Here is a 24,103-nt window from a genome sequence, read left to right on the forward strand (position 1 = left end):
CAGGCTCGCGCGGTAAGGTCGCGGCCTAGCGGACGCACGGCCCGCGGGGTGCCCACGCCCCACAGCGCCCCGACGTGGGTGCGCACACGGCGACCGCAGGACGCAGGCCAGGGCAGCGACGGAGAGGACGACGATGCGAGAGCTCGAACTCGACGGGATCCATGACGACGGGGAGCACCTGATCCTCGTCGACTCGGAGGGGACCCGCTTCACAGTGCGCATCGACGCCGCCCTGCGCGCCGCCGTCCGCACCGACCGCCCCGCCCTCGGTGCGATCCAGGCGGCCTCCTCCGCTCCGGTGCGCCCCCGCGAGATCCAGGCGATGCTCCGCGCGGGCCGCAGCGCCGAGGAGATCTCCGAGTCCGCCGACATCCCGCTCGAGCACGTGCGCCGCTACGAGGGGCCCGTGCTCGCCGAGCGCGAGTGGACGGCGCAGCGCGCCGGCACCTTCCCCGTCGGCCGGGGCGGACCCGCCCTGCTCGAGGTGGTGCGCGAGCGTCTCCTGGCCCGCGAGGCCGCCGGCGATACCGCCTGGGACGCCTGGCGCCGCCCCGACGGCACCTGGACCCTCGAGCTGACCTTCGCGGCGGGGGGACGCACCCGTCAGGCGCAGTGGATCGCCGACCTCGAGACCCGCACCGTGACCCCGATCGACGACGAGGCCCGCTGGATCAGCGATGAGGACGCCCCTCCCGCGCCCACCCGCGGCCCGGCCCGCCTGATGGCCGTCAAGAGCGCGGTGTACGACGTGGAGAGTGACGACTCGATCGACGAGACCACCGGCGCTCCACGTCGCAGCCGGAACACCTGGCCCGGCGCGCGCCCCGGCCGGACCGATCAGCCGGGGCGGCCCTCGGCCTTCGAGGAGGACGAGCTCGAGGCGCTCAACGCCCGTCGCGGACTGCGCTCGGTGCCGCCGCTGGACGACGGCGGCACGGTGTGGTCGAGCCTCGCGGACGAGGAGACCCAGGAGACGGCGCCCGCGCACGCCACCGGCACCGACGAGCCGGGGGAACTCGAGGAGACCGCCGACCGTGAGGCGCTCGCCGAGCACGACGCCACGCGCCCCGGGACCGGGATCTCCGAGCGGGACGAGGACCAGGATCCCGTGGCCGAGGACGACATCGAGGCCGCCGGGCCGGACGCGGACGAGACCGCACCGGAGACGTCGGCGGACCAGGAGGAGTCGGCCGAGGGCTCCGCCCCGATCGGCGCGGTGCACCACCAGGAGACGGTCGACCTCACGCCGCTGCCCGGCTTCGACCATCTCCCGTCAGCCCAGAGCGCCTCGGACGAGTCCGAGGACCCCGCCGCGGAGGACGCCCCCGCGAAGCCGGCGCGCCCCGCGCGCTCCAAGTCCAAGCGCTCCTCGATCCCCAGCTGGGACGAGATCGTCTTCGGCTCGAAGCACGACTGAGGCCGGCAGAGCTGAGGGCGGCCGGTCCGCCTCGTCTCGGATCTGCCCTGGCTCTGACCAGCCCCCGCGCGGACCCGCCCTCGCTCAGACCGTCACGGTGAGCAGCGGCACCCAGGACTCCGCCGCGGTGAGCGATCCGTGGACGCCGATCAGCGTCGGCGCCCCGGCGGGCCGCCGGGAGGAGTCCTCGATGCTCCACCGACCCCGGGCGAGCAGCTGCACGTCACCGAGGCGCCCGGCCACGCGCGGGTCCGGTGCGCGTCCCGCCGGGCCGAGGAGTCCGATGCGCAGGACCTCCTCCCGCTCGAGCACGAGCGCCCGCTCGCCGAGGAGCTTCCGCAGGGCGCCGGCCAGATCCGCCTCCGCCCCGGGCACCGCGAACAGCGTCGCCGCCCGCGGCTCCCCCGCGACCTCCGCGATCAGGCGGTGGACCGCCGGATGCTCGGCCAGGTCGATCGTGCGCTGCGGCGAGGTGTCGACCATGCCGTGATCCGCGGTGACGTGGATACGCGTGCCGCGCGGCAGGCGACGCAGCAGGGCACCGAGCAGCGCGTCCGCCTCGGCCAGCGCATCCCGCCACGCCTCGGAGTCGATCCCGTGATGGTGTCCGGCGTGATCGACTGCGTCGTGGTGCAGGTGCACGAGCCCATCGGACCCGGCACGGTGCAACGCGATGCGCACCGCCTCGACCCGGTCGCCGCGGCCGTGCGCCAGGAAGTCCCACCCCCGGTAGGCCACTCCCGTGAGGTGCGAGCGCTGATGCTTCGCGGGCGCGACCTGCACCGCATACCTCGTCCCCGCCTCCACCGGGGTGGGCAGCGGCATCCACTCCTCCGACCGGACCCGCGGGTCCCCGGTCAGCTGGTTCACGACCGTGCCCGTCGCCGGATCGCGGGTGAGATAGCCGATCACGCCGTGCTCGAGCGGGCTGAGTCCGGTGTGCAGCGACACCATGGCGCTCGCCGTGGTCGACGGGGCGACCGTCCGGATGCGGCGGACCTCTCCCTCCAGGCGCCTCAGCGTGGGGGTGAGCGAGCGGTGCTCGCGGAGCAGGTCCGCCCCGACGCCGTCGAGCAGGAGCACGAGGTCCCGACCGGGCTGCGGGCGGTGCAGCAGGGGCGGCAGCACGTCGAGCAGTCCGGGGTGCGCCCCCTCGGCGAACGGCGGGGGCAGCAGGTCCCCCGGCCACTCCACCGGGCCGGGGAGGGTCGATGCGGTCACCGGCGCGGTCAGTCGTCGAGGGCGTCGACCGCGTCGAGCAGGGCTCGGTGGAAGCGGAGCGCCTCCTGCACGGCGCGAGGGCCGTCCGCGAGGGCGCTCACCCGCAGGGCGAGGTCGGCGGGGGCGACGGTGCCGGTGTACCCGTGGTCGATCTGGCACGACGGATCGTCGCAGACGGCGCGCTCGAGATCCACGCGGTGGGAGCCGCTCCAGGAGATGCCGAGCGTGATCTCGGCCTCCGTGCCCGGCGCCTTCTGGCCGTCCGTGTCGAAGACCTGGCTGAGACCGGTCGCCGATACCCGGCGCAGACGGATCCGCTCGGTGGTGGAGACCACCTGGCTCGGATTGAGCTGATCCTCGGGGTCGTCGTCGAGATGGGTGACCAGGAGATGGGCGGCGGTCAGCACCACCACGGTGAGATGCCTCCGGACCTCGGGACCGTCGAAGGTCGTCTCGGGACGCACCAGATGGGCGAGCACAGGGGCACCGCGCAGGGAGCGCTCGATGCTCTGCCCCGCGATGTGGGGGAAGTAACCGGCGCTCTCGAGCTGGTCGATCAGGTCGTCGGGCAGTACGGAGGTCATCGGCCCAGTCTGTCACGCTCCTCCGGCACGGTGCAGGGCTCCTCGACGGGCGGCACGACCGGTCCGGACCGGGTGCGAGCAGGCGGGCAGCGCTGCCCTCAGAACCCGGCCGGGCCGGCGAGCGCGCGCCGGATCCCGTCGGTGCGGTTCGGGGCGGGGGCGAGCCGTCCCTCGGCGCCGACGACGGCGACCCCGTCCTGCCCGACGAGGACCGGGTACAGGTCGAGGCGGGAGAGCTCCGGGAGGTCCTCCGCGAGCATCCCGATGCGCACCAGCAGATCGGCGAGCGCCGCGCGGTCCGCGGGGGGCAGCCCGCGGGTGCCGTCGAGCTTCACCGCCGAGGCCGGGGCGCGCGTCAGGCGCGCCGCGGCGGCCTCGCTGAAGGGCGGGATCGCGTAGGAGATGTCGTCGAGCAGATCGGTCGCGTCGCCCGCGACGGAGAGGCTGACGACGGGCCCGAGCGAGGGGTCCTCGATGCTGCGCACCACCATCGCCACCCCGGGCGGGGCCATGGCCTGCACGGCGAGGGCCGCGCTCGAGAAGGACAGGTCCCGGCGCATGGACTCGAGAGCGTGGCGCAGCTGCACCTCGTCGGGGATCTCGAGCCGCACCCCGCCGAGGTCCGCGCGATGACGCAGCACCGGGTCGGTGCTCTTGAGGGCGACGGGATAGCCGATCCGCGCCGCGACCTCGACCGCCTCCTCGTCGTCCCGCACCGGGACGGCCTCGAGCAGCGGCACGCCGTACGCCGCCAGCAGCTCGGCGAGGTCCTCGGCGGTGAGGTCGACCTCGGCCGTCGCGCCCTCGGGCAGCAGCCGGTCGACGAGGGCGCGGGCCGCCGCGCGGTCGACGTCCTCCCGTCGCGCGGGCTCGTCGTCGTCTGCCGCGGGCCGCAGCGCGGCGGCGAGCATGCCGGCTCCGGCGCGCACCACGCCGAAGGGCGTCGCGTGGACGGGCGGGAGTTCCGAATCGGCGCGCACCGCGGCCTGCACGGCGGCGAAGCGCTCGGCGCTGGTGATCAGGCAGACGAGCAGGACCACCTCGGAGTGCCGGGCGATCTGCGCCATCTGCCGGATCAGCTCCGTCGGATCGGAGGTGAGCGGGTCGAGCACCCCGGCGATCACCAGGTCCACCTCGCCGAGCGCCGCCATCGAGGTGAAGGCGCGCTGCACGAGGCGGGGGTCCGGGGCGAGCGGGACCGAGCGGTTGTCGGCGACCACGTCGAGCCCGGCCTCGTCGGCCGCTCCGCGCAGTGCCGCACCGAGCGCAGCGGTGTTGGAGAGCAGTCCGGTGCGCGGCCCCGGCGGGAGGCCCTGGCGTCCGAGCGCGTCGACGACGTCGAGCAGGTGGTCCACCCCCTGGGCCTGCACCACCCCGGCGGAGTCGAGCACCTGGTCGAGGGCGCGGCGCGGGAGCTCGGAGAGCCGGACGTCGTGCCCGGGCGGTCCGCTCGTCGCGAGGCCCGGTGGGCGCAGCACGATCACGGGCGTGCGCCGCGTGATGCGACGGGCGAGACGGGTGAACTTGCGGGGGTTGCCCATCGACTCGAGCGCCAGGGCGATCACCCCCACCTCCTCGGCGTCCTCCCAGTACTGCAGGGTGTCGTTGAGGGAGACGTCCGCCCGATTGCCGGCGCCGACGAACTCGTGCAGTCCGATGCCGCGCGTGTCGGCCCCCGCGAGCAGCAGGGCGGAGAGGGCGCTTGACTGCCCGGCGAGCGCGACGCGGCCGGGACGCGGCATGGCGGGGGCGAGGGAGAGGCTGATGGCGTCCTCGCCCGTGCGCAGGAAACCGAGCGATCCGGGGCCGAGCAGGCGCATGCCGTGGCGTCGGGCGCGGGCGACGAGCTCCCGCTGCAGGGCCCGTCCGCCGTCGCTGTCGGAGAAGCCCTCGGTGGGGATCACGACGGATCGGACGCCGATCTCCACGCACTCCTCGATCGCCCCGAGACAGGCCTCGGGGCGCAGGGCGATCACGGCCAGGTCCACCGGTCCCGGGACGTCGCCGATCCGGGCGCGGGTGCGATGCCCGCGCAGCTCGAACGACTCACGGGAGACGACGTGCACGGCCCCGGTGTAGCCGGACCGCTCGAGCGCGGTCAGGAAGCGCCCGCCGACGGAGTCGTCCCGGGAGGAGACGCCGACGAGGAGCACCGAGCGGGGATGCAGCAGGAGCTCCATGGCCCGTGCCTCGGCACGATGCTCGCGCTCGGCCATGACCTGCAGGGAGCGCGCCGTGGGATCGATGCGGAAGGTGACCTGCACGACCCCGTCGTCGAGGGTGCGCTCGACGTCGAAGCCGGCATCGGTGAACACCCCGATCATCCGTGCGTTCTGCGGGAGCACCTCGGCGACGAAGACCCCGATCCCCCGTTCGCGGGCGGCGGCCGCGAGATGCTCGAGCAGCACCGAGCCTAGCCCGGTCCCCTGTCGCGAGTCGGCCACGTTGAAGGCGACCTCGGCCTCCCCCGGTCCGGTGCGGTCGTACCGGGCGACGGCGATGATCTCCTCGCCCACCTCGACGACGAAGGCCACCCGGTCGCGATGGTCGACGACGGTGAAGCGCGCCAGGTCACGAGGGGACAGCCGCGGCATCGGCGCGAAGAACCGCAGGTAACGGGACTGCTCGGACTGGGCGACGTGAAAGGCCTGGAGGGCATCGGCGTCGGAGGGCCGGATGGGGCGCAGGTGCGCCGCGGTGCCGTCGCGCAGGGCGATGTCCGCCTCCCAGTGGGCGGGATAGGCGAGCCGCGGACGGCGGCCCTCGGCAGGACCTCCCGGGCTCGCGGTCCCCGGGCGGCGGCGTCCGGGGCGCCGGTCCTCACGTCGCTCGACCATGTCCGGATCCTATCGTCGCAGGCCGCGCGCGGGACGGTTCTCACGTCCCGCGGACGGCCCCGTCTGCCGGGATCGGTGCCGGTCATGCGCGATGATGTCCCCCATGGCCCGATCACGAAGCACCCAGCCCCCCGGCGCGGGAGATGCGGTCGACGAGACCATCGTCGACATCGACGTCACCAGCGAGATGGAGTCCTCGTTCCTCGAGTACGCCTACTCGGTGATCTACTCGCGGGCCCTGCCGGACGCGCGCGACGGCCTCAAGCCCGTGCAGCGCCGCATCCTCTACATGATGAGCGAGATGGGCCTGCGCCCCGACCGCGGCCACGTCAAGAGCCAGCGCGTCGTCGGCGAGGTGATGGGCAAGCTCCATCCTCACGGCGACACCGCCATCTACGACGCCCTGGTGCGGATGGCGCAGAGCTTCAACATGCGCCTGCCGCTCGTGGACGGGCACGGCAACTTCGGCTCGCTCGACAACGGTCCGGCGGCGCCGCGCTACACCGAGGCGCGTCTGGCCCGGGCGGCGCTGCTGATGACCGAGTCGCTGGACGAGGACGTCGTGGACCGCGTCCCGAACTACGACAATCAGCTCACCCAGCCCGAGGTGCTCCCCGCCCAGTACCCGAACTTGCTGGTCAACGGCGCCTCGGGGATCGCCGTCGGCATGGCCACGAACATGGCCCCGCACAACCTCGTGGAGGCGATCTCGGCGGCGCGGCACCTGATCGATCACCCGGAGGCGACGCTCGAGGAGCTGATGCGCTTCGTCCCCGGTCCGGATCTCCCCACCGGCGGGCGGATCATCGGGCTGGACGGGATCCGGGACGCGTACCGCACGGGACGCGGCTCCTTCAAGATGCGCGCCACCACCCGCATCGAGAACATCACCTCGCGGCGCAAGGGCATCGTCGTCACCGAGCTGCCCTACCAGGTCGGTCCCGAGAAGGTCGCCGAGAAGCTGCGCGACGCGGTCCAGGCGAAGCGGGTCCAGGGCATCACCGACTACCAGGACCTCACGGACCGTCATCACGGCCTCCGGCTCGTGCTCACCGTGAAGTCCGGCTTCGAGCCCGAGGCGGTGCTCGAGCAGCTGTACCGGTACACGCCGCTCGAGGAGTCCTTCGGGATCAACAACGTGGCGCTCGTGGACGGGCAGCCGCGCACCCTGGGCCTCAAGCAGATGCTCGAGGTCTTCGTCGACCACCGGATCACCGTGGTGCGCCGCCGCACCGAGCATCGGCTGGCGAAGCGGAAGGCACGGCTGCACCTGGTCGAGGGCCTGCTGCTCGCGATCCTGGACATCGACGAGGTGATCCAGATCGTCCGCACCAGCGACGACGCGGAGATCGCGCGCGGTCGTCTGATGCAGGTCTTCGACCTCACCGAGGTGCAGGCCGAGTACATCCTCGAGCTGCGCCTGCGGCGGCTGACCAAGTTCTCGCAGATCGACCTCGAGGCGGAGCGCGACGAGCTGCGCCGGGAGATCGAGGCGCTCGAGGAGATCCTGGGCTCCGACGAGGTGCTGCGCCGGCTGGTCTCCGACGAGCTGGCCGCCGTCGCCGCGGAGCACGGCGATGCCCGGCGCACGGTGCTGTTGGAGTCCTCCGCCGCCCCGGCTCCCACCGCGGGGGCGTCGCTCGAGGTCGCCGACGAGCCCTGCCGCGTGCTGTTCACCGGCACGGGCCTGGTCGCCCGGGCCGCCGGGGAGGAGACGCTGCGCCGGGACGGGCAGCGGGGGGCGCATGACGTGATCGTCTCGGACGTGCTCACCTCGACCCGCTCCGCGGTGGGCGTGGTCACCGATCGCGGCCGTCTGCTGCGCCTTGCCGTCGTGGACCTGCCGACGCTCGCCCCGACGGCGGGGGCGCCGTCCCTCGCCGGCGGCACCCGGCTCGCGGATCTCGTGGACCTCGGGCGGGACGAGCGGGCCCTCGCGCTGGTCCGCGTCGCGGAGGACGATCTCTCCCGCGGCGGGGCGATCGCGCTCGGCACCCGTCAGGGCGTGGTGAAGCGGGTCCAGCTCGACTTCCCCCGCACCGACGGCTTCGAGGTCATCTCCCTGAAGGACGGGGACGCCGTGGTGGGAGTGGTCGATCTCGAGGTCGACGCGGACCTGGATCTCGTGTTCGTCACCTCCGACGCCCAGCTGCTCCACTTCCCGGCCTCCGGGATCCGACCCCAGGGCCGGGCCGCGGGCGGCGTGGCCGGAATCAAGCTCGCCGACGGCGCGCGGGTGATCAGCTTCGGGGCGATCGACGTCACCGCTCCCGCCGACGTGGTCACGGTGGCCGGCAGCTCCGCGACGCTGCCGCTGCTGCAGACCGGCTCTCTCAAGGTCTCCCCGCTGACCGACTTCCCGGCCAAGGGCCGGGCCACCGCGGGGATGCGCTGCCACCGCTTCCTGCGCGGCGAGGACGAGCTGATCGGCGCGTGGGTCGTGCCGCATCCGGCGCGAGCCTCCTCCGAGGCGGGTCAGCCCATCGATCTGCCGGAGCCGACCGGACGACGCGACGGATCGGGCACCCCGGTGCCGGTCCCGATCGCCGCGGTCGGCTGACCGGGGCCCGGGCCGTGACCGCCGGGCGCCCCGTCGGCTCCGAGCCCTCGCCGCGCTCGGGTCCGGGGCACCCCCGTCCGACGGCGGCGAGCCGCACCGAGTCCTCGGCCCTCGCTCTCGGGCTCGGCGGGGCCGTCGTCGGAGTGGCCGTGGGACTGCTCGCCCTGGACGGCACCGCTCCCCTTTCCGGGGACCGCTCGATCGGACAGGTCGCCGCGGCCTCCTCGGCCCTCACCGCGGGCGCGGTCGCCGCCGTGTCCATGGCGGTGCTCCTCCCCCGTCGCCACCCCTGGGTACGGACGGTGCCGCTGCTGCGCCGGGCGCTCACGATCGTCGGTCCGGCGCTGGTGTTCGCCGCCCTCGCCCTCCTGCTCACGAGCGCGATGTACGGCTTGCTGCAGCAGGCGTTCCTGGGCGTCGCCCTGGACCACTTCGCGAGCACCTTCTGGGTCGCGGCCACGACGGGTCTGTGGGCGTACATCGTCTCCGCGGGCGCCGCCGCGCTCGACGGGCGGAGCCTCGCGACGCTGCTGATGGTGTTCCTGACCGTGGGTGTGCTCGCCTCCGCGATGCTCTCCCCCGACCCCTACTGGTGGGAGCGCTACTTCTCCCGGCTCGGCGAGGATCCGGGCTCTGCGGGGCGCACCTTCAACCTGACCCTCCTGCTCACCGGGCTCGCCTTCGTGGCGGTGGGTGACTTCGTCGCCCACGACCTGGAGCGGTGGGCGGCCGCGAGCGGGGCCGCGCCTTGGATCGTCCACGTGGTGCGCGGGACCCTCGTCGTGCTCGGGCTGCTGCTCGCGCTGGTCGCCCTGATCTCCCGGGCGGTCTCCGTGCCCTGGCACAATGTCGTCGCCCAACTGCTCGTGGTGGTGTTCGGGCTCGCCCTGATCGTCTTCCCGCTCCTGCTGCGACGGCTCCCGGGAGGGCTGCTGGTGTTCACTGCGATCGCTTTCGCGATCCTGATCATGCTGATCGTCCTGTTCGTGGTGGTCGGCTACCTGAACATGACCGCCTTCGAAATGGGCGCGGCGGTGACCATGTACGTGTGGCTGCTGCTGTTCATCCGGACCGTCTCCGCGGCCGCCGAGGGGACGGAGACCGCGGAGGTGCCCGCCGAGCCCGCCCGAGCCGACGCCGCGCCGACAACTCCCTGACCGTCCTCCGGCGGTCACCGGTCCCCGTGGCACGATGACGCCATGAACAGCACCGAGCACCCTGCTCCCTCGTCCCTCTCCCTCCCCGACGGCGTGCGCCTCGGCACCGCCCACGGCGTCGATGCCGTGCTGGTGGATACTCCCGCAGCGACCGCGGTCCTGCTGCTCGACGGCGCGCACCTGGTCAGCGCCGTGCTGGCGGGCGAAGAGGATCTCCTGTGGCTCAGCCCCACCTCGGGCTTCGGTCCCGGCGTCGCGGTCCGCGGCGGCGTACCGCTCGTCGGCCCCTGGTTCGGGCCCGGCCGAGACGGCGACCAGGAGGTCAAGCACGGCTGGCTGCGGAACGTCCGCTGGGAGCTGCGCTCCGCGACCCGCGAGGGCGAGGAGACCGTGCTCGTGCTCGACTCCCCCGCCGATCGACCGGATCTGACGGCCTCCCTCACCGTCCGGATCGGGGCCGAGCTGTCCCTCGACCTCGCGATCACCGCGGGCGAGCAGGGGCTCGAGCTCGAGGCCGCGCTCCACACCTATCTCGCCGTCGGCGACGTCCGCGAGATCACGATCGGGGGACTCGAGGGCGCCGACTATCTCGACAACACCCGCGGCCTCGCCCCGGCCGTGCTCCCGGAGGAGCCGCTGCGCCTGACCGAGGCGTCCGATCGGGTCGTCGACTCCACCGCGGAGGTCGTCGTGGACGATCCCCGGCGCGGCCGACGGATCGTCTCTGCGGCCCGCGGCACCTCCCGCACCGTGGTGTGGAACCCCTTCGACACCCTCGTCACCGGTCTCCCGGACGTGCCCGACGTGGCCTGGCCCGAGTTCGTGTGCGTCGAGCCGGCCGCCGCCAAGGACGGGTTCGTCGCCCTCGCCGCGGGAGAGACCCACACCCTCGGCGTCACCTACCGCATCGAGCACTGACCCCATCTGCTCGGTCCCGGGGGGGGGGGGGGGGGGGGGGGGGGGGGGGGGGGGTTGTTTTTTTTTTGGGGGGGGGGGGGGTGGGGTGGTGTGTCCCGGCCGCGCCTCACGGAGCGGCCGGGCCCTTTCGCTGTCCGCGGGCGTCGGCGCCCGATTAATCGCTGGCGTCGCTGAACGTCCCCGTGGTCGACTGGGGTCATGGAGATGCTGCAGACCCCGAACCCGACCCCGACGGTGCTCGTCGGGGGTCCGGCGGGCCGCATCACCGCCGGCTGAGGCGCACCCGCCCCGCCGCTGGTCGGCGCGGTCCCCGACCCCGACCATCCCTGATTCTCTCGACCTCGTCGAGCGCTCCGTCGCGCCCGCCTGCCCGGCGAGCGGACTCCGCCTGAGGCCCCAGTGGGCTTCCGCCCGTCCCCGAATTGGTCGGGGCATGGGCCCGGTTCGAGGACGGATCCCGTCCTCCCTCCCCCGAAGACTCGATGCATCATCCCGAGGAGATGCCATGACCACCACGACCACCCGTTCACCCACCACCACCGTCCGTCCCCTCCCCACTCCCCGCCCCGCACCGCGTCCCGCCACGTCGGCCCCCGCGTTCGCCTCCGAGACGGACGTGATCGAGGTGGAGAGGGCGCGCGCCCTCCTCACCCGGCTGCTGGCGATCCGCCGCGCGCGCCGCGAGCAGGCCGCTCGGCAGGCCCGTGCGGAGCAGGAGGCGATCCTGCAGCGCACCCTGCTCGTCACCGGGCTGCTGCATCGATGATCCGCGCGACCGTGCGATCCCGCCGGGGTCGCAGTGCTCGCTCGGCTCGCCCGGCGAGCTCGCCGGGGGCCACCGCAGGACGACGGCCCGCCCGCCCCTCGCGGGGACAGGGCGGGCCGTCGTTCTGCGGGTCAGCGGACCGTGATGCCCTCGGCCGCCATCGCCGCTTTCGCCTCGGCGATGGTGAACTCCTGGAAGTGGAAGACGCTCGCGGCGAGCACTGCATCGGCTCCCGCCCGCACGGCGGGCGCGAAGTGCTCCGGGGCTCCCGCGCCGCCCGAGGCGATCAGCGGCAGCGAGGTCGCCTCGCGGGCGAGACGGATCAGCTCGAGGTCGAAGCCGTTCTTCGTGCCGTCGGCATCCATGGAGTTGAGCAGGATCTCGCCTGCTCCCCGCTCGGTGACCTCCCGGATCCACGCGATCGCGTCGATCCCGGTGCCGCGCCGTCCACCATGGGTCGTGACCTCGAAGCCGGAGCCGGTGCGGGCCGAGCCCTCCGGGGTCTCGTCGGTGACCCGGCGGGCGTCGATCGAGAGCACCAGCACCTGATTGCCGAAGCGCCGGGAGATCTCCGAGACGACCTCGGGGCGGCCGATCGCCGCGGTGTTGACCCCGCACTTGTCGGCCCCGGCGCGCAGGAGCTGGTCGACGTCTTCTGCCGAGCGCACCCCGCCGCCGACGGTCAGGGGGATGAACACCTGCTCGGCGGTGCGGCGGACCACGTCGATCATCGTGTCGCGGCCGCCGGAGGAGGCGGTGACGTCCAGGAAGGTGAGCTCGTCGGCGCCCTCGGAGCCGTAGCGGGCGGCGAGCTCGACGGGATCACCGGCATCGCGCAGGCCCTGGAAGTTCACGCCCTTGACGACGCGGCCCGCGTCGACGTCCAGGCAGGGGATGACCCTCACGGACACGCTCATGCGTCGATCCTCTCCATGTCCAGCTCCTCGGCGCCCTCGATGATGAACTGCTTGCGCGGAGCGACCTCGGAGCCCATCAACAGCTCGAACATGGCGCTGGCCGCCTCCGCGTCCTCGATCCGCACGCGGCGGAGGGTCCGCTGACGGGGATCCATGGTGGTGTCCGCGAGCTGATCGGCGTCCATCTCGCCGAGACCCTTGTAGCGCTGGATCGGCTCCTTGTACCGCTTGCCGCGCCGCTCGAGGGAGGTCAGCAGCTTCTGCAGCTCCGCCTCGGAGTAGGTGTAGACCAGCTCGTTCTTCTTCGACCCGCCGTGGACGATCTCCACCCGGTGCAGCGGCGGCACCGCGGCGTACACCCGCCCCGCCTCGACCAGCGGCCGCATGTAGCGGTGGAAGAGGGTGAGCAGCAGGGTGCGGATGTGGGCGCCGTCGACGTCCGCGTCCGTCATCATGATGATCTTGCCGTAGCGAGCAGCGTCCAGGTCGAAGGTGCGCCCGGAGCCCGCACCGATCACCTGGATGATCGCCGCGCACTCGGCGTTCTTCAGCATGTCGGTGATCGTGGCCTTCTGCACGTTGAGGATCTTGCCGCGGATCGGCAGCAGCGCCTGGAACTCGGAGTCGCGGGCGTTCTTCGCCGTGCCGAGGGCGCTGTCGCCCTCGACGATGAACAGCTCCGAACGCTCCACGTCGGTCGAGCGGCAGTCGGCGAGCTTGGTGGGCATGGTCGAGGACTCGAGCGCGTTCTTGCGGCGCGAGACCTCCTTGTGCATGCGGGCCGAGATGCGGGCCCGCATCTCGGAGACCACCTTGTCGATGACCAGCGCAGCCTGCTCCTTCTCCCCCTTCTTCGTGGAGGTGAGGAAGTCGGTGAGGCGGTCCTCGACCACCTTGGCCACGATCTGGCGGATCGCCGGGGTGCCGAGCACCTCCTTGGTCTGCCCCTCGAACTGGGGCTCCTCGATGCGGACGCTCACCACCGCGGTGAGGCCGGCGAGGGTGTCGTCCTTCTCGATCTTCTCGTTCTTCGCGTTGAACTTGACCCGCCGCGCCTGGTTCTCGACCTGCTTGCGCATCACCTTGACGAGCGCCTGCTCGAAGCCGGTCAGGTGCGTCCCGCCCTTGGGAGTCGCGACGATGTTGACGAAGGAACGGGTCGTGGACTCGTAGTCGGAGCCCCACCGCAGCGCCACGTCGACCTCGCAGGTCCGCTGCACCTCGGTCGAGACCATGTGGCCCTTGCTGTCGAGCACCGGGATGGTCTCGGTGTAGTCGCCGCTGCCCTGCAGGCGGAGCACGTCGGTGATCCGCTGGTCCTGGGCGAGGTACTCCACGAACTCGCCGATACCGCCCTCGTAGCGGTAAGTGCGGGTCGCGGGCTGGTCGGGCGAGGCCTCGGGGCGGTGGTCGGTGACCGCGATCGCGAGCCCCGGGACCAGGAAGGCCGTCTGACGAGCTCGGCGCGTGAGGTCGTCGAGGGAGAAGTGGGAGCCCTTGACGAAGATCTGCGGGTCGGCCCAATAGCGCACGCGGGTGCCGGTAACGCCGCGCTTGGCCTTCCCGATCACGCGCAGCTCGGCCGGGCCGTCGGCCGGGGTGAACGGCGCGGTGGGGCTCGGCTCGCCGTCGTCGGCGAAGACACCGGCCTGGCCGCGCTGGAAGCTCATGGCGTAGGTCTTCCCGGCGCGGTCCACCTCGACGTCGAGACGTGCGGAGAGGGCGTTGACGACGCTCGCGCCGACACCGTGGAGGCCGCCGGAGGCGGCGTAGGAGCCGCCGCCGAACTTCCCGCCCGCGTGCAGCTTGGTGTAGACCACCTCGACGCCAGTCAGCCCGGTGCGGGGCTCGACGTCGACGGGGACGCCGCGGCCGGTGTCCCGCACCTCGACGGACGCGTCGGGGTGGAGGATCACGGCGATCGAGTCCCCGTTGCCGCCGAGCGCCTCGTCCACGGCGTTGTCGAGGATCTCCCAGAGGCAGTGCATGAGGCCCCGGGAATCGGTGGAGCCGATGTACATGCCCGGTCGCTTGCGCACGGCCTCGAGGCCCTCGAGGACCTGAAGGTTGCGGGCGTCATAGGCGGTGCTCTTCGCGGTGCTGGTGGTGGACACCCTGGGATCCTACGTGGCAGGACGCTCAGAACCCGGGAGGCCGGGGCTGCGTGGCCGCTCACAGCTCCACGAGCCGTCCGACGGCCGTCTTGAGTCCGGCCGGCGCCCGGCCCGATGCCCGCCCTGATGCGCCGGTGTTGCGCCGCGAGCGAACCGTGATCCCCGTCCCAGCCGAGCGGGGCCTCCGGGTGCTACAAAAGACCCCATGAACCTGACTCTCGAAGCCCCCCGGCTGACTGCCCACGACCGCTGCGACCGCTGCGGCGCCCAGGCGTACGTCAAGGTGCTCCTCGAGGCCGGCGGTGAGCTGATGTTCTGCGCCCACCATGCCCGCGCCCACCAGGATGCTCTCCAGGGCATCGCCGCCGAGGTCATCGACGAGACCGAGCGGTTGCACGCCAAGCCGGAGCCCGTCGAGGACTGACCTCACCCGTCCTTCCGAGCGACCGCCGCGCGGACGACGCACGGGGCGCCCACCCTCTGGTGGGCGCCCCGTCGTGCGTTCAGGGGCGGGTCCGCCGACTCCGCAGAGGGTGCGGACCCGTCGGCTCAGCGTCCGAGCAGCTCCGCCGCGTCGGCGGCGTACTCGACCCAGTGGCTGTCGGTCCCGTCGCGCGGATCCGTGGCGCCGGTGGCGCGGAAGCCGCTGCGCTCGTAGCTGCGTCGGGCGGTGAGGTTGCGGGCGTCGACGTCGAGCAGCAGACGCGGCCGGCCCAGCTCGAGCGCGACCTGCGCCGCGCCCCGCAGCAGGAGCGCGGAGACCCCGCGGCCGCGGGCTGCGGGATGCACCCACATCGAGACCAGGTGCGCGGCATCCTCGGGGAGCAAGTGCTCGGGCGTGTACCCCTCGGGCAGCACCCCGATCCCGCCGAGCACGACCTCCCCGGACCGCGCCTGCAGGTGGAGGCGGGGACCGGCGGCGTCCGCCCGCCACTGCTCCTCCGTCCAGCCCTCGAGCTCCGCGAGGCTCGCCCAGAAGGCGTCCGGATCGGTGCGGAGCATCTCGAGACGCAGCGCACGGTGGGCGGCCCAGTCCTCGGGGCCGACGCGATGGATCTCCACGCCGACGGCGCCGGCCCCCGTTCCCGGGGTGCCGGCGCCGTCGAGGTGCTCGTGCGCGGTCCTCACTCAGTCGAGGTAGTCGCGCAGGACCTGCGAGCGCGAGGGGTGACGCAGCTTGCTCATGGTCTTGGACTCGATCTGGCGGATCCGCTCGCGGGTCACGCCGTAGACCTTGCCGATCTCGTCGAGCGTCTTGGGCTGGCCGTCCTCGAGACCGAAACGCATGGAGACGACGCCCGCCTCGCGCTCGGAGAGGGTGTCCAGCACCGAGTGGAGCTGCTCCTGCAGGAGGGTGAAGCTCACGGCGTCGGCCGGGACGACGGCCTCGGAGTCCTCGATGAGGTCGCCGAACTCGCTGTCGCCGTCCTCGCCCAGCGGGGTGTGCAGGGAGATCGGCTCGCGGCCGTACTTCTGGACCTCGACGACCTTCTCGGGGGTCATGTCGAGCTCCTTGGCGAGCTCCTCCGGGGTGGGCTCGCGCCCGAGGTCCTGCAGCATCTGCCGCTGGACGCGGGCGAGCTTGTTGATGACCTCGACCATGTGCACCGGGATGCGGATGGTGCGGGCCTGATCGGCCATCGCGCGGGTGATCGCCTGACGGATCCACCAGGTCGCGTAGGTCGAGAACTTGTAGCCCTTGGAGTAGTCGAACTTCTCCACGGCGCGGATCAGGCCCAGGTTGCCCTCCTGGATCAGGTCCAGGAAGAGCATGCCGCGGCCGGTGTAGCGCTTGGCGAGGGAGACGACCAGGCGGAGGTTCGCCTCGAGCAGGTGATCCTTCGCGGCGCGGCCGTCCTCGGCGATGATCGCCAGCTCGCGCCCCTGCTTGGTTTTCACGATCGACTCGTCGCGCTTGAGCAGCTGCTCCGCGAAGAGGCCGGCCTCGATGCGCTCGGCGAGCTCGACCTCCTGGGCGGCGTTGAGCAGCGCGACCTTGCCGATCTGCTTGAGGTAGTCCTTGACAGGATCAGCGGTGGCGCCGGCGGTGACGACCTGCTGCGCCGGTGCGTCGTCCTCCGAGGCGTTGAAGACGAAGCCGCCGGACTCCTCGACCTTGTCGTCGGCCTCCTTGGCCTCACCGGTCGGCTCGGCGTCCTCCTCGAGATCCTCGGAGGCGTCCTCGTCGCTCGCGGTCGCCTTGGCGGCCTTGCTCGACGCGGTCTTGCTCGGCGTCTTGGTCGAGCTCTTCCTCGCGGTGGTCTTCTTGGCGGCGGCCTTGCGCGAGCTGGAGGCGCCCTTCGCGGTCGTCCCGCTCGACGAGCTCGCCTCCACCTCGGACTCCACCGCCGCAGCGGTCGTGTCGGTCGTGGTCTCAGCGGTCTTGGAGGAGGTCACAGAGTTCCTTCTTCCGGCAGCGCCCCCTCTGGGAGGGGAGCACCGCACTCGGGCGTTCGGTCTTCACGGCGCGGCTCGCGGTCCCCGCTCCCCCGCCTCGCCGGTCCGAAACCGGTGTGATGGCGCAAAAAGGCACGGTGCCGTCAAGCCTCACGAGTATAACCACCTCGCGGAGGCGGATATTCCCGGTGCCTGAACGCGGGCGATCGACCTGCGAGCGATCGACGGGTCGGCGGCGCGGATCGCCGGGCTGTGCGTCCTGCGAGCCCGGCAGAGATCCGGCCCCATATTCCTCCGACGGAATGCCGCTCAGGCGGAACCGGCCACGGCCTCGCGCGCGGCGTCGTCCTTCACGGTGAGCACCGGGCAAGGGGCCGAGAGCACGACGCGGCGCGCGGAGGCTCCGAGGTTCAGCTTCCCGATGGGCGACTTTCGGCGCAGTCCGATCACCAGCAGGCTCGCGGAGGTCTCCTCGACGATCTCGAGCAGGAACTCGCCGATGTCCTGTTCGGGTCCGAGCCGCACGCTCACCTCGAGGTCCGCGGCGTCCTCGCCGAGCGCCTCGCGCACTGCGGGCTCCCCTGCTGCCCGCAGGCCCAGCTCGGGATCGTGGTACTGGTGGGAGGCGACGACGAGGCCCTCCCCGGTGCGACGCGCACGGCGCACCGCGGCGGCGAGCGCGGCGCGGCCCTGGCTCGAGGGCGAGTACCCCACGACGACGGTCATGCGACCTCTCCTTTGCGATGGTCACGGCGGGGCGTCGACATCGGTGCGCCCGCCCGGATCACCTTAGTCCTCCAGCAGGGAGGCGATCCACTCGTCGAGATCCGGGTGGGCCAGCAGGAAGGCGTCGTGCCCGATCGGGGAGCGTGCCACGTGGCCGACCGCTCCGGGCACGTGCTCGGCGATCTCCAGCACCAGGTCCGGCGGGAAGAGCCGGTCGGTGTCGATCGCGACGACGAGGGTGCGAGCGCGCACGCGCCCCAGGGCGGCCGCGACCCCACCACGGCCCCGACCCACGTCATGGGTGTTCATGGACCGAGCCAGCACCAGATAGGAGTTTGCGTCGAAGCGGCGGGACAGCTTCACCGCGTGGTGGTCGAGATAGCTGGTGACCTGGTGCCGGCCACCCGCACCCAGGAGGTCCTCCGTGCCCTGCGGACGGTTCCCGAAGCGTTCCTCGAGCTCGCGCGCGGTGCGATAGGTGGTGTGGGCGATACGGCGGGCGATGCCGAGTCCGCGCTCGGGCCCCTCTCCCTCGGGTGCGTCGTAGTAGTCGCCGCCGCGGAATCCGGGGTCGAGCTCGATCGCACCGATCTGCGCGATGTTCCAGGCGATCTGATCGGCGGTCGCGCGGGCTGAGCTCGCGATGACCGCCAGGCGCTCGACTTCGTCGGGATGGGTGACGGCCCATTCCACGGCGCGCATCCCGCCCATCGAGCCCCCGATGACGAGAGCCCAGCGGGAGATGCCGAGCTGGTCGCGCAGCCGGCGCTCGGCCTCGACCTGGTCACGGACGGTCAGGGAGGGGAAACGGGAGCCCCAGGGGCGGCCGTCGGCCGCCGGGCTGCTGGGACCGGTGCTGCCCTGGCAACCGCCGAGCACGTTCGGGGCGATGACGAACCAGCTGTCGGTGTCGAGGGGGCGGCCGGGGCCGACCATCTCCTCCCACCAGCCGGGGCCGGGATGGGCCGGGCCCGCCGGTCCGCGCACATGGGAGTCGCCGGTGAGGGCGTGGAGCACGAGGACGGCGTTGGAGCCGTCCTCGGCGAGCGTCCCCCAGGTCTCGTACGCGAGGGTGACCTCGGGGAGGTGCTCCCCGCTCTCCAGCGGCAGCGCTCCGAGCGCGGCGAAGCGCCGCTCACCGTCCCCGAGGGACGGATGCCAGGCTCCGCTGCTGCGCCCCGGTCGGGCAGTGGTCGGGGCCGCGCCCTCCCGCTCGGTGGCGTCGCTGCGCTCCTGCGCTCCCAGAACGATCATCGGCAGCTGTTCCTCCTTCGTCCCCGACACGGCCCGGGTCGGCGGAGGCGCCCGGTCAGGGGGCTGGCCACCACGCCGGGGGGATCGGGGTGTCGGTCATGCGTCCCAGCAAGGGTGCCAGAGTCGAGTCGGGTTCACGCCGGAGCAGGTCGTCGACGAGCGCGCCGGCGCTCGCGTAGCGGTGGTTCCACCAGGACAGCAGGACCAGCAGCGCGGTCAGACCGCGCCAGGCGTCGCGCGGTCCGCCGCGAGCTCCGGGCGGGGCGGCGTCCCAGGCGCTCGCTGCGACGACGCGCAGCGCGCTGAGCACTCGGAAGTGCCTTCCACCTGCGCAGACACTCGGGTCCGGCCTCCACTCGGGATCGCTGACGAGCACCTGCAGGAGGCGCTCGCGATCGATGCGGCGCGACTGGCCGCGCTCGACGAGCTGGGCCATGAGCTCCCAGTGGAGCCGGTCCACGGCGAGCGCGGAGAGCACTCGCGCGATGCGTTCACAGTCCGTCACATCGGCGTCGTCCTGCGGCCCGGCGTTCCCGGCACGCAGGCGCTCGAGGGCGCTGGCGGCTTCCTCGAGCAACAGCCCCGGGTCCTCGGCAGAGGCGAGGTCTCCGGCGGGGACGACGAGGGAGGCGCCCAGGGTCGTGAGGGCGGCGAGATCCGCGGGGCTCGCGTCCTCGGAGGGCAGTTCGTGGCCGTCGAGGACAGCACGGGCGGCCGTGTGGGTCTCGGTGAAGTCCCGCAGCGGCTGGGGCCGCTCGGGGACCGGGAGCTCCCCGGCCTCCGTGACCGGTCCGGTGGACAGCCGCGCGGAGCGGCCGCCGGCGAGCACCCAGGTGGACTCGAGTGCAAGCCCTCCCCCGTCAGCCGCGGCGGGAGCGGGCAGGAGGGCGCCGATCCGTGCGGCGATCGCCGTCACCTCCTCGGCGTGCGGCTCTCCCCGCTGTCCGTCTCCGAGAACCACCAGGACCAGGGCCGTGCGTACGCCGTGCCCGCTCAGCGCCTCGAGATGACGGCGGATCTGCTCTGCACCCCGCGGCGCGAGCAGTTCGGAGAGCGGGGAGGAGGTCACCATCGGCGAGGAGGTGGTGGTTCCCCGGCCGACGACGATCACTTCGTCCCACGGGATGCGGTGCAGGGCCAGGCGCGCGGTGGCGAGCAGCTCGGCGGGATCGGGGGCGGGGCGGATGGGGCGGCCGGCGCCCGCGGCGGAGAGGTGTGTGCTCATGTCCCGACGCTCTCGCGGCGATCCTCTCGGCGGAAGCCGCGCCGCCCCGATGTGGATGGCCATGGCGTGGGGAGGAACGATCACGACCCGGGTCCGGGGCTCTCTGGCCCGCGTGGGAGGATCATCCCGACCGTCGACTGGAGGAGTGTCATGCCCGTGTCCCCTGAGGATCTGTCCGCAGCGCAGCTCGCCGCTCTCGACGCCGGTCTCGTCGACGCCGTCGGGGCGGTCCTCGACGCGGAGCTGGCAGCGCGGCGCGCGCTGCTCGAGCCCATCGCCCCCGAGGCGGTGCAGCTCATCGACCATCTCGAGACGTACCTCGAGGGTGGGAAGCTGCTGCGCCCCCGCTTCGTGTTCTGGGGCGGGGTGGCCGCCCTGGACCGGGAGCCCGATCCCCAGGAAGTGGACTCCCTCGCGCGCGCCGGCGCGGCGATCGAGCTGGTGCAGGCCGCCGCTCTGCTGCATGACGACGTCATCGACCACTCCCCCCTGCGCCGGGGCCGGCCCGCCGCGCACGTCGCGGCCGCCGCGCGCCACCGAGAGCTGGAGCTCGACGGCTCCGACGAGGAGTTCGGCGTCGCCGCCGCGATCATCCTCGGCGACCTCGCGCTGAGCTGGTCCGAGCAGCTCGCCGCCACCCTTCGCGGGGAGCCGGCCGCCCTCTCCGCGGGCCGCGCAGAGTTCGACGCGCTGCGCACCGAGGTGATGACCGGCCAGTACCTCGACATCCTCCATCAGGCGGGTGGCTTCGCGAGCGCCCCGGACGCCGTCGACGCCGCCCTCGCGGTGATCCGCTGGAAGACCGTCCCCTACACGGTGCTGCGGCCGGTGCGCACCGGTGCCGCGCTGATGGGCGCCCCTGATGCCGTGCTGTCGGCACTGTCCGACTGGGCCGTCGAGATCGGCACCGCCTTCCAGCTGCGCGACGACCTGCTGAGCGTGGTCGGGGCGCAGGACGCGACCGGCAAGCCGATCGGCGGCGACATCGTCGAGGGCAAGCGGACCGTGCTGCTGGCCCGCACCGAGCAGGCGGCCGACGACGCCGGCCGTACCCTGCTCGACGAGGTGGTGGGGCGCGCGGGGGCGAGCGCCCCGCAGATCGAGCAGGTGCACGAGCTGATGGTGCGCACCGGTGCGGTCGCCGCCGTCGCCCAGGACGTGCGCGACGGCGCGCTCCGCGGGCGGCGGATCCTCGAGCGGACGCCGGGGCTCGGAGCACTCGGGGTCGCCGGGCTGCAGCGCATCGCGGATCACGCGACCGACGTCGAGACCCTCACCGCCTGACGAGGCTGACGAGCCCGACGAGCCTGGTGGGCCCGACGGGCACCTGCGCCACCGTGCGCGGTCGGGGCGCGGAGCTCAGAAGGCGAGCGCCTGGGCCCGACGGCGCACCTCGCCGCGCTGGCCCTGGCGCAGATGATCGATGGGCCGCCCCGGGAGGGTGTCGTCCTCCGAGAACAGCCAGGTGAGCAGCTCCACGTCGTCGTAGCCACCGTCGCGCAGCACGGTGATGGTCCCCGCGAGATGCGGCGTGATCTCGTCCTCGACCAGCAGCAGCGCCGGGATCATCCGCACCACGGGCTCGCCGCGCCGCATCGCGATCAGGTGGCCCTCGTCGACCAGGCGACGCACCCTGGACACCTCCACGTCCAGTCGCTCTGCGACATCCGGGAGGGTCAGCCAGTCGGTGATCAGTTCCTCGAGCTCGTTCACCCGGCAAGAGTGCCACGACGAAGCCCGCGTGCGCACCTCGCCGTTCCCGGAACCCGCCCGACCCCGCGTCGCTCCCCCGCTCGGCGCGCCGCACCTCACACCCCGGCGCGCCGTGTGTCGATCCCCGTCCTGTGCGGTCCGGAGACCTACAGTGAGCAGGTGAGCTCGGCGACGTCGACTTCCCCCGGCATCAGCCAGCTCCTCGACGACCGCTACCGGGTCGAGGAGCCGATCGCGCGCGGCGGAATGGCGACCGTCCACCGCGGCCATGACCTGCGCCTGGACCGGGTGGTCGCGCTCAAGATCATGCACCCGCATCTCGCGATGGACGAGGACTTCCGCCGTCGCTTCGGGCGCGAGGCCCGCGCTGCGGCGCGGCTCGCGCATCGCAACGTGGTGGGGGTCTTCGACCAGGGGGCCGACGCGGACCGCATCTACCTCGCGATGGAGCTGATCGAAGGTCCTACCCTCCGCGCCCGGATCGCCGAGGAGGAGCGGCTCACGGTCCGCGCCGCGCTCGACGTCACCGCACAGGTGCTCGAGGCGATGGTCGCGGCGCACGGCGCGGGGATCGTCCACCGCGACATCAAGCCGGAGAACATCCTGATCGACCCGCACGGGGTGGTGAAGGTCGCGGACTTCGGCCTCGCCCGGGCGATCGGCACGTCCAACTCCTCCGCCTCCACCACGCTGCTGGGCACGGTCGCCTACATCAGCCCGGAGGTGGTCACCCGGGGCCACTGCGACGAGCGGAGCGATCTGTACTCCCTCGGGGTCGTGCTCTTCGAGATGCTCACCGGCCGTCAGCCCTTCGTCGGCGAGCAGCCGGTCCACATCGCCTTCCAGCACGTGCACGAAGACATCCCCGCGCCGTCCACCCTGGTCACCCGGGTACCGCGGGAGCTCGACTCCCTGGTGACCTGGGCCGCCGCCCGCCCCGTCGAGCAGCGCCCCGCGACAGCCGCCGATCTGCTGCGCGCCGTCCGCGAGCTGCAGAGCACCCTCCCCGCCGCGGTCCTGGACGCGCGTCCCACGCCGCGGGAGGCCCCGGAGGACCTCTCGACCGGCGAGATCCCGCAGTTGACCACCCCGCTCGAGGAGGTCGTCTCCTCGCTCGACGGGGATCCGCGCGCCTTCCCCGTCGGCCTGCTCGGCGAGGCCGTCCAGGACGCCGACGGGGAGACAGTGCAGCACGCCGCAGCAGAGCCCGGCAGCGCGGTCATCGCGGACGGCGAGACGGAGCCCGGCTCCGACGCGCCCGTGGTGGATGCCGACACCGCGGCCTCCAGCCCGCGGGAAGTCGCGCTGCGCACTCCCCGCGCCCGCCGCGGACGGCACCTGCCGCTCGGAGCGCGGCGCCGCTCGCGCGCGGTCGCCGCGCTGGCCACCCTGAGCCTGATCGCATCACTCGGCGCGAGCGGCTGGGCGGGCGGCGACTGGTACCTCAACTCCGGCCCGGGAGCGGACCGCACCATTCCCGCCGTTGCCGGCAGCGATCTCGCGGACGCCGAGGCGGTGCTCGGCGCTGCCGATCTCACCACCCGCACCGTCGAGCGCTTCGACGACACCGTCCCCGCGGGACAGGTGATCTCCGCCGACCCCTCCCCCGGCTCCACCGTGAAGAAGGGCACCGCCGTCGAGGTCGTCGTCTCCAAGGGCGTCGAGACCTTCCCGGTGCCGGCACTCACGGGACTCTCCCTCGAGGAAGCGCGCTCCACGGTCGAGGCGGCGAGCCTCGAACTCGTGGAGGACGAGCGGCAGTACTCCGAGACGGTGCCCGAGGGCGAGGTGATCTCCCAGTCCCAGGAGGCCGAGGCGCTCCCCGCCGGCGGCGAGGTGCACGTCGTCGTCTCCCAGGGCCGGATGCCGATCACGATCCCCGACCAGACCGGTCGCGGCGGGGATGCTGCCCGCTCCACCCTCCAGGACGCCGGCTTCGACGTCTCGGTCTCCTCCGCCCACCACTCGTCGGTGCCTGCCGGCGCCGTGATCTCGCAGTCTCCTGCCTCCGGCACGGGATACCGGGGGGACACGATAAGCATCGTGACTTCGCTCGGGCCCGAGATGGTCACCGTCCCCGACGTCTTCCAGCAGCCGGAGGCCGATGCCCGGGCCGCGCTCGAGGCGGCCGGATTCGTGGTCGCCGTCCAGTACGACCGCGGCGATCCCGTCTTCGGCCTGGTCTACCAGCAGTCCGCGACCGCGGGGACCGAGCTCGCCAAGGGCTCCACCGTCACGCTGACCGTCTTCTGAGCGCCGCGGCGAGGCTCAGCTCTGGAAGCGAGCGACGCGCGCCG

At 73.0% G+C, this 24,103-nt stretch carries 19 protein-coding genes; 8 read left to right on the forward strand and 11 right to left on the reverse strand.

The features are described 5' to 3' along the window. Nucleotides 1–133 precede the first annotated feature (133 nt). Nucleotides 134–1,417, forward strand: a complete 1,284-nt coding sequence (gene sepH, locus V1260_RS10895; RefSeq protein ID WP_329746843.1) for a septation protein SepH — start codon at nt 134–136, stop codon at nt 1,415–1,417. An 84-nt stretch (nt 1,418–1,501) separates the two neighbouring features. On the opposite strand, the gene V1260_RS10900 is transcribed toward sepH, so the two are convergent. From V1260_RS10900 to V1260_RS10910, 3 genes are all read right to left on the reverse strand, one after another. After that, nucleotides 1,502–2,638, reverse strand: a complete 1,137-nt coding sequence (locus tag V1260_RS10900; RefSeq protein WP_329746844.1) for an alkaline phosphatase family protein — start codon at nt 2,636–2,638, stop codon at nt 1,502–1,504. 8 nt (nt 2,639–2,646) lie between these two features. Continuing rightward, nucleotides 2,647–3,222: a DUF5998 family protein gene (locus tag V1260_RS10905; RefSeq protein WP_329746845.1), complete on the reverse strand. Its 576-nt coding sequence runs from the start codon at nt 3,220–3,222 to the stop codon at nt 2,647–2,649. A gap of 98 nt (nt 3,223–3,320) precedes the next feature. Beyond that, on the reverse strand, nt 3,321–6,059 hold the full coding sequence (locus V1260_RS10910; RefSeq protein WP_329746846.1) for a GNAT family N-acetyltransferase: 2,739 nt from the start codon (nt 6,057–6,059) through the stop codon (nt 3,321–3,323). 103 nt (nt 6,060–6,162) lie between these two features. Here V1260_RS10910 and V1260_RS10915 point away from each other — a divergent pair, with 103 nt between their 5' ends. From V1260_RS10915 to V1260_RS10930, 4 genes are all read left to right on the forward strand, one after another. Next, nucleotides 6,163–8,619 (forward strand): DNA gyrase/topoisomerase IV subunit A, encoded by a 2,457-nt coding sequence (locus V1260_RS10915; RefSeq protein ID WP_329746847.1) that lies wholly within the window; start codon nt 6,163–6,165, stop codon nt 8,617–8,619. 14 nt (nt 8,620–8,633) lie between these two features. After that, complete coding sequence (locus V1260_RS10920) at nt 8,634–9,776, forward strand: DUF998 domain-containing protein (RefSeq protein ID WP_329746848.1); 1,143 nt, start codon at nt 8,634–8,636, stop codon at nt 9,774–9,776. A 42-nt stretch (nt 9,777–9,818) separates the two neighbouring features. After that, a complete protein-coding gene (locus tag V1260_RS10925) occupies nt 9,819–10,694 on the forward strand; it encodes a D-hexose-6-phosphate mutarotase (RefSeq protein ID WP_329746849.1) in 876 nt (291 codons plus the stop codon). Nucleotides 10,695–11,199: 505 nt separating this feature from the next. After that, nucleotides 11,200–11,460, forward strand: a complete 261-nt coding sequence (locus tag V1260_RS10930) for a hypothetical protein (RefSeq protein ID WP_329746850.1) — start codon at nt 11,200–11,202, stop codon at nt 11,458–11,460. Between the two features lie 131 nt (nt 11,461–11,591). On the opposite strand, the gene hisF is transcribed toward V1260_RS10930, so the two are convergent. Together hisF and V1260_RS10940 are read right to left on the reverse strand one after the other, a co-directional pair. Beyond that, the gene (hisF, locus tag V1260_RS10935) at nt 11,592–12,377 is read right to left on the reverse strand and encodes an imidazole glycerol phosphate synthase subunit HisF (RefSeq protein WP_329746851.1); all 786 of its coding nucleotides are present in this window, start codon (nt 12,375–12,377) and stop codon (nt 11,592–11,594) included. Next, nucleotides 12,374–14,491 carry a DNA gyrase/topoisomerase IV subunit B gene (locus tag V1260_RS10940; protein WP_329746852.1) on the reverse strand — a complete coding sequence of 706 codons (2,118 nt, stop codon included), beginning with the start codon at nt 14,489–14,491 and terminating at the stop codon, nt 12,374–12,376. The genes hisF and V1260_RS10940 overlap by 4 nt, the downstream gene beginning before the upstream one ends. Nucleotides 14,492–14,696: 205 nt before the next feature. Here V1260_RS10940 and V1260_RS10945 point away from each other — a divergent pair, with 205 nt between their 5' ends. After that, nucleotides 14,697–14,915: a DUF7455 domain-containing protein gene (locus tag V1260_RS10945; RefSeq protein ID WP_329746853.1), complete on the forward strand. Its 219-nt coding sequence runs from the start codon at nt 14,697–14,699 to the stop codon at nt 14,913–14,915. A 125-nt stretch (nt 14,916–15,040) separates the two neighbouring features. Here V1260_RS10945 and V1260_RS10950 read toward each other — a convergent pair whose 3' ends face one another. The 5 genes from V1260_RS10950 to V1260_RS10970 form a co-directional block, all read right to left on the reverse strand. Then, on the reverse strand, nt 15,041–15,619 hold the full coding sequence (locus V1260_RS10950; protein ID WP_329746854.1) for a GNAT family N-acetyltransferase: 579 nt from the start codon (nt 15,617–15,619) through the stop codon (nt 15,041–15,043). Then, nucleotides 15,620–16,888, reverse strand: a complete 1,269-nt coding sequence (locus V1260_RS10955; protein WP_329746855.1) for an RNA polymerase sigma factor — start codon at nt 16,886–16,888, stop codon at nt 15,620–15,622. Between the two features lie 309 nt (nt 16,889–17,197). Continuing rightward, nucleotides 17,198–17,614, reverse strand: a complete 417-nt coding sequence (locus V1260_RS10960) for a universal stress protein (RefSeq protein WP_329746856.1) — start codon at nt 17,612–17,614, stop codon at nt 17,198–17,200. A 63-nt stretch (nt 17,615–17,677) separates the two neighbouring features. Then, a complete protein-coding gene (gene metX / locus V1260_RS10965; protein WP_329746857.1) occupies nt 17,678–18,868 on the reverse strand; it encodes a homoserine O-acetyltransferase MetX in 1,191 nt (396 codons plus the stop codon). 55 nt (nt 18,869–18,923) lie between these two features. Continuing rightward, nucleotides 18,924–20,093 (reverse strand): hypothetical protein, encoded by a 1,170-nt coding sequence (locus V1260_RS10970; RefSeq protein WP_329746858.1) that lies wholly within the window; start codon nt 20,091–20,093, stop codon nt 18,924–18,926. A 150-nt stretch (nt 20,094–20,243) separates the two neighbouring features. On the opposite strand from V1260_RS10970, the gene V1260_RS10975 reads away from it, so the two are divergent. Then, on the forward strand, nt 20,244–21,377 hold the full coding sequence (locus tag V1260_RS10975; RefSeq protein ID WP_329746859.1) for a polyprenyl synthetase family protein: 1,134 nt from the start codon (nt 20,244–20,246) through the stop codon (nt 21,375–21,377). A 75-nt stretch (nt 21,378–21,452) separates the two neighbouring features. On the opposite strand, the gene V1260_RS10980 is transcribed toward V1260_RS10975, so the two are convergent. Beyond that, nucleotides 21,453–21,806, reverse strand: a complete 354-nt coding sequence (locus V1260_RS10980; protein ID WP_329746860.1) for an Rv2175c family DNA-binding protein — start codon at nt 21,804–21,806, stop codon at nt 21,453–21,455. A gap of 159 nt (nt 21,807–21,965) precedes the next feature. On the opposite strand from V1260_RS10980, the gene pknB reads away from it, so the two are divergent. Further along, a complete protein-coding gene (gene pknB / locus V1260_RS10985) occupies nt 21,966–24,059 on the forward strand; it encodes a Stk1 family PASTA domain-containing Ser/Thr kinase (protein WP_329746861.1) in 2,094 nt (697 codons plus the stop codon). Nucleotides 24,060–24,103: the final 44 nt, after the last annotated feature.

The sequence above is a fragment of the Brachybacterium sp. J144 genome (assembly GCF_036321705.1).
Taxonomy (GTDB): Bacteria; Actinomycetota; Actinomycetes; order Actinomycetales; family Dermabacteraceae; genus Brachybacterium.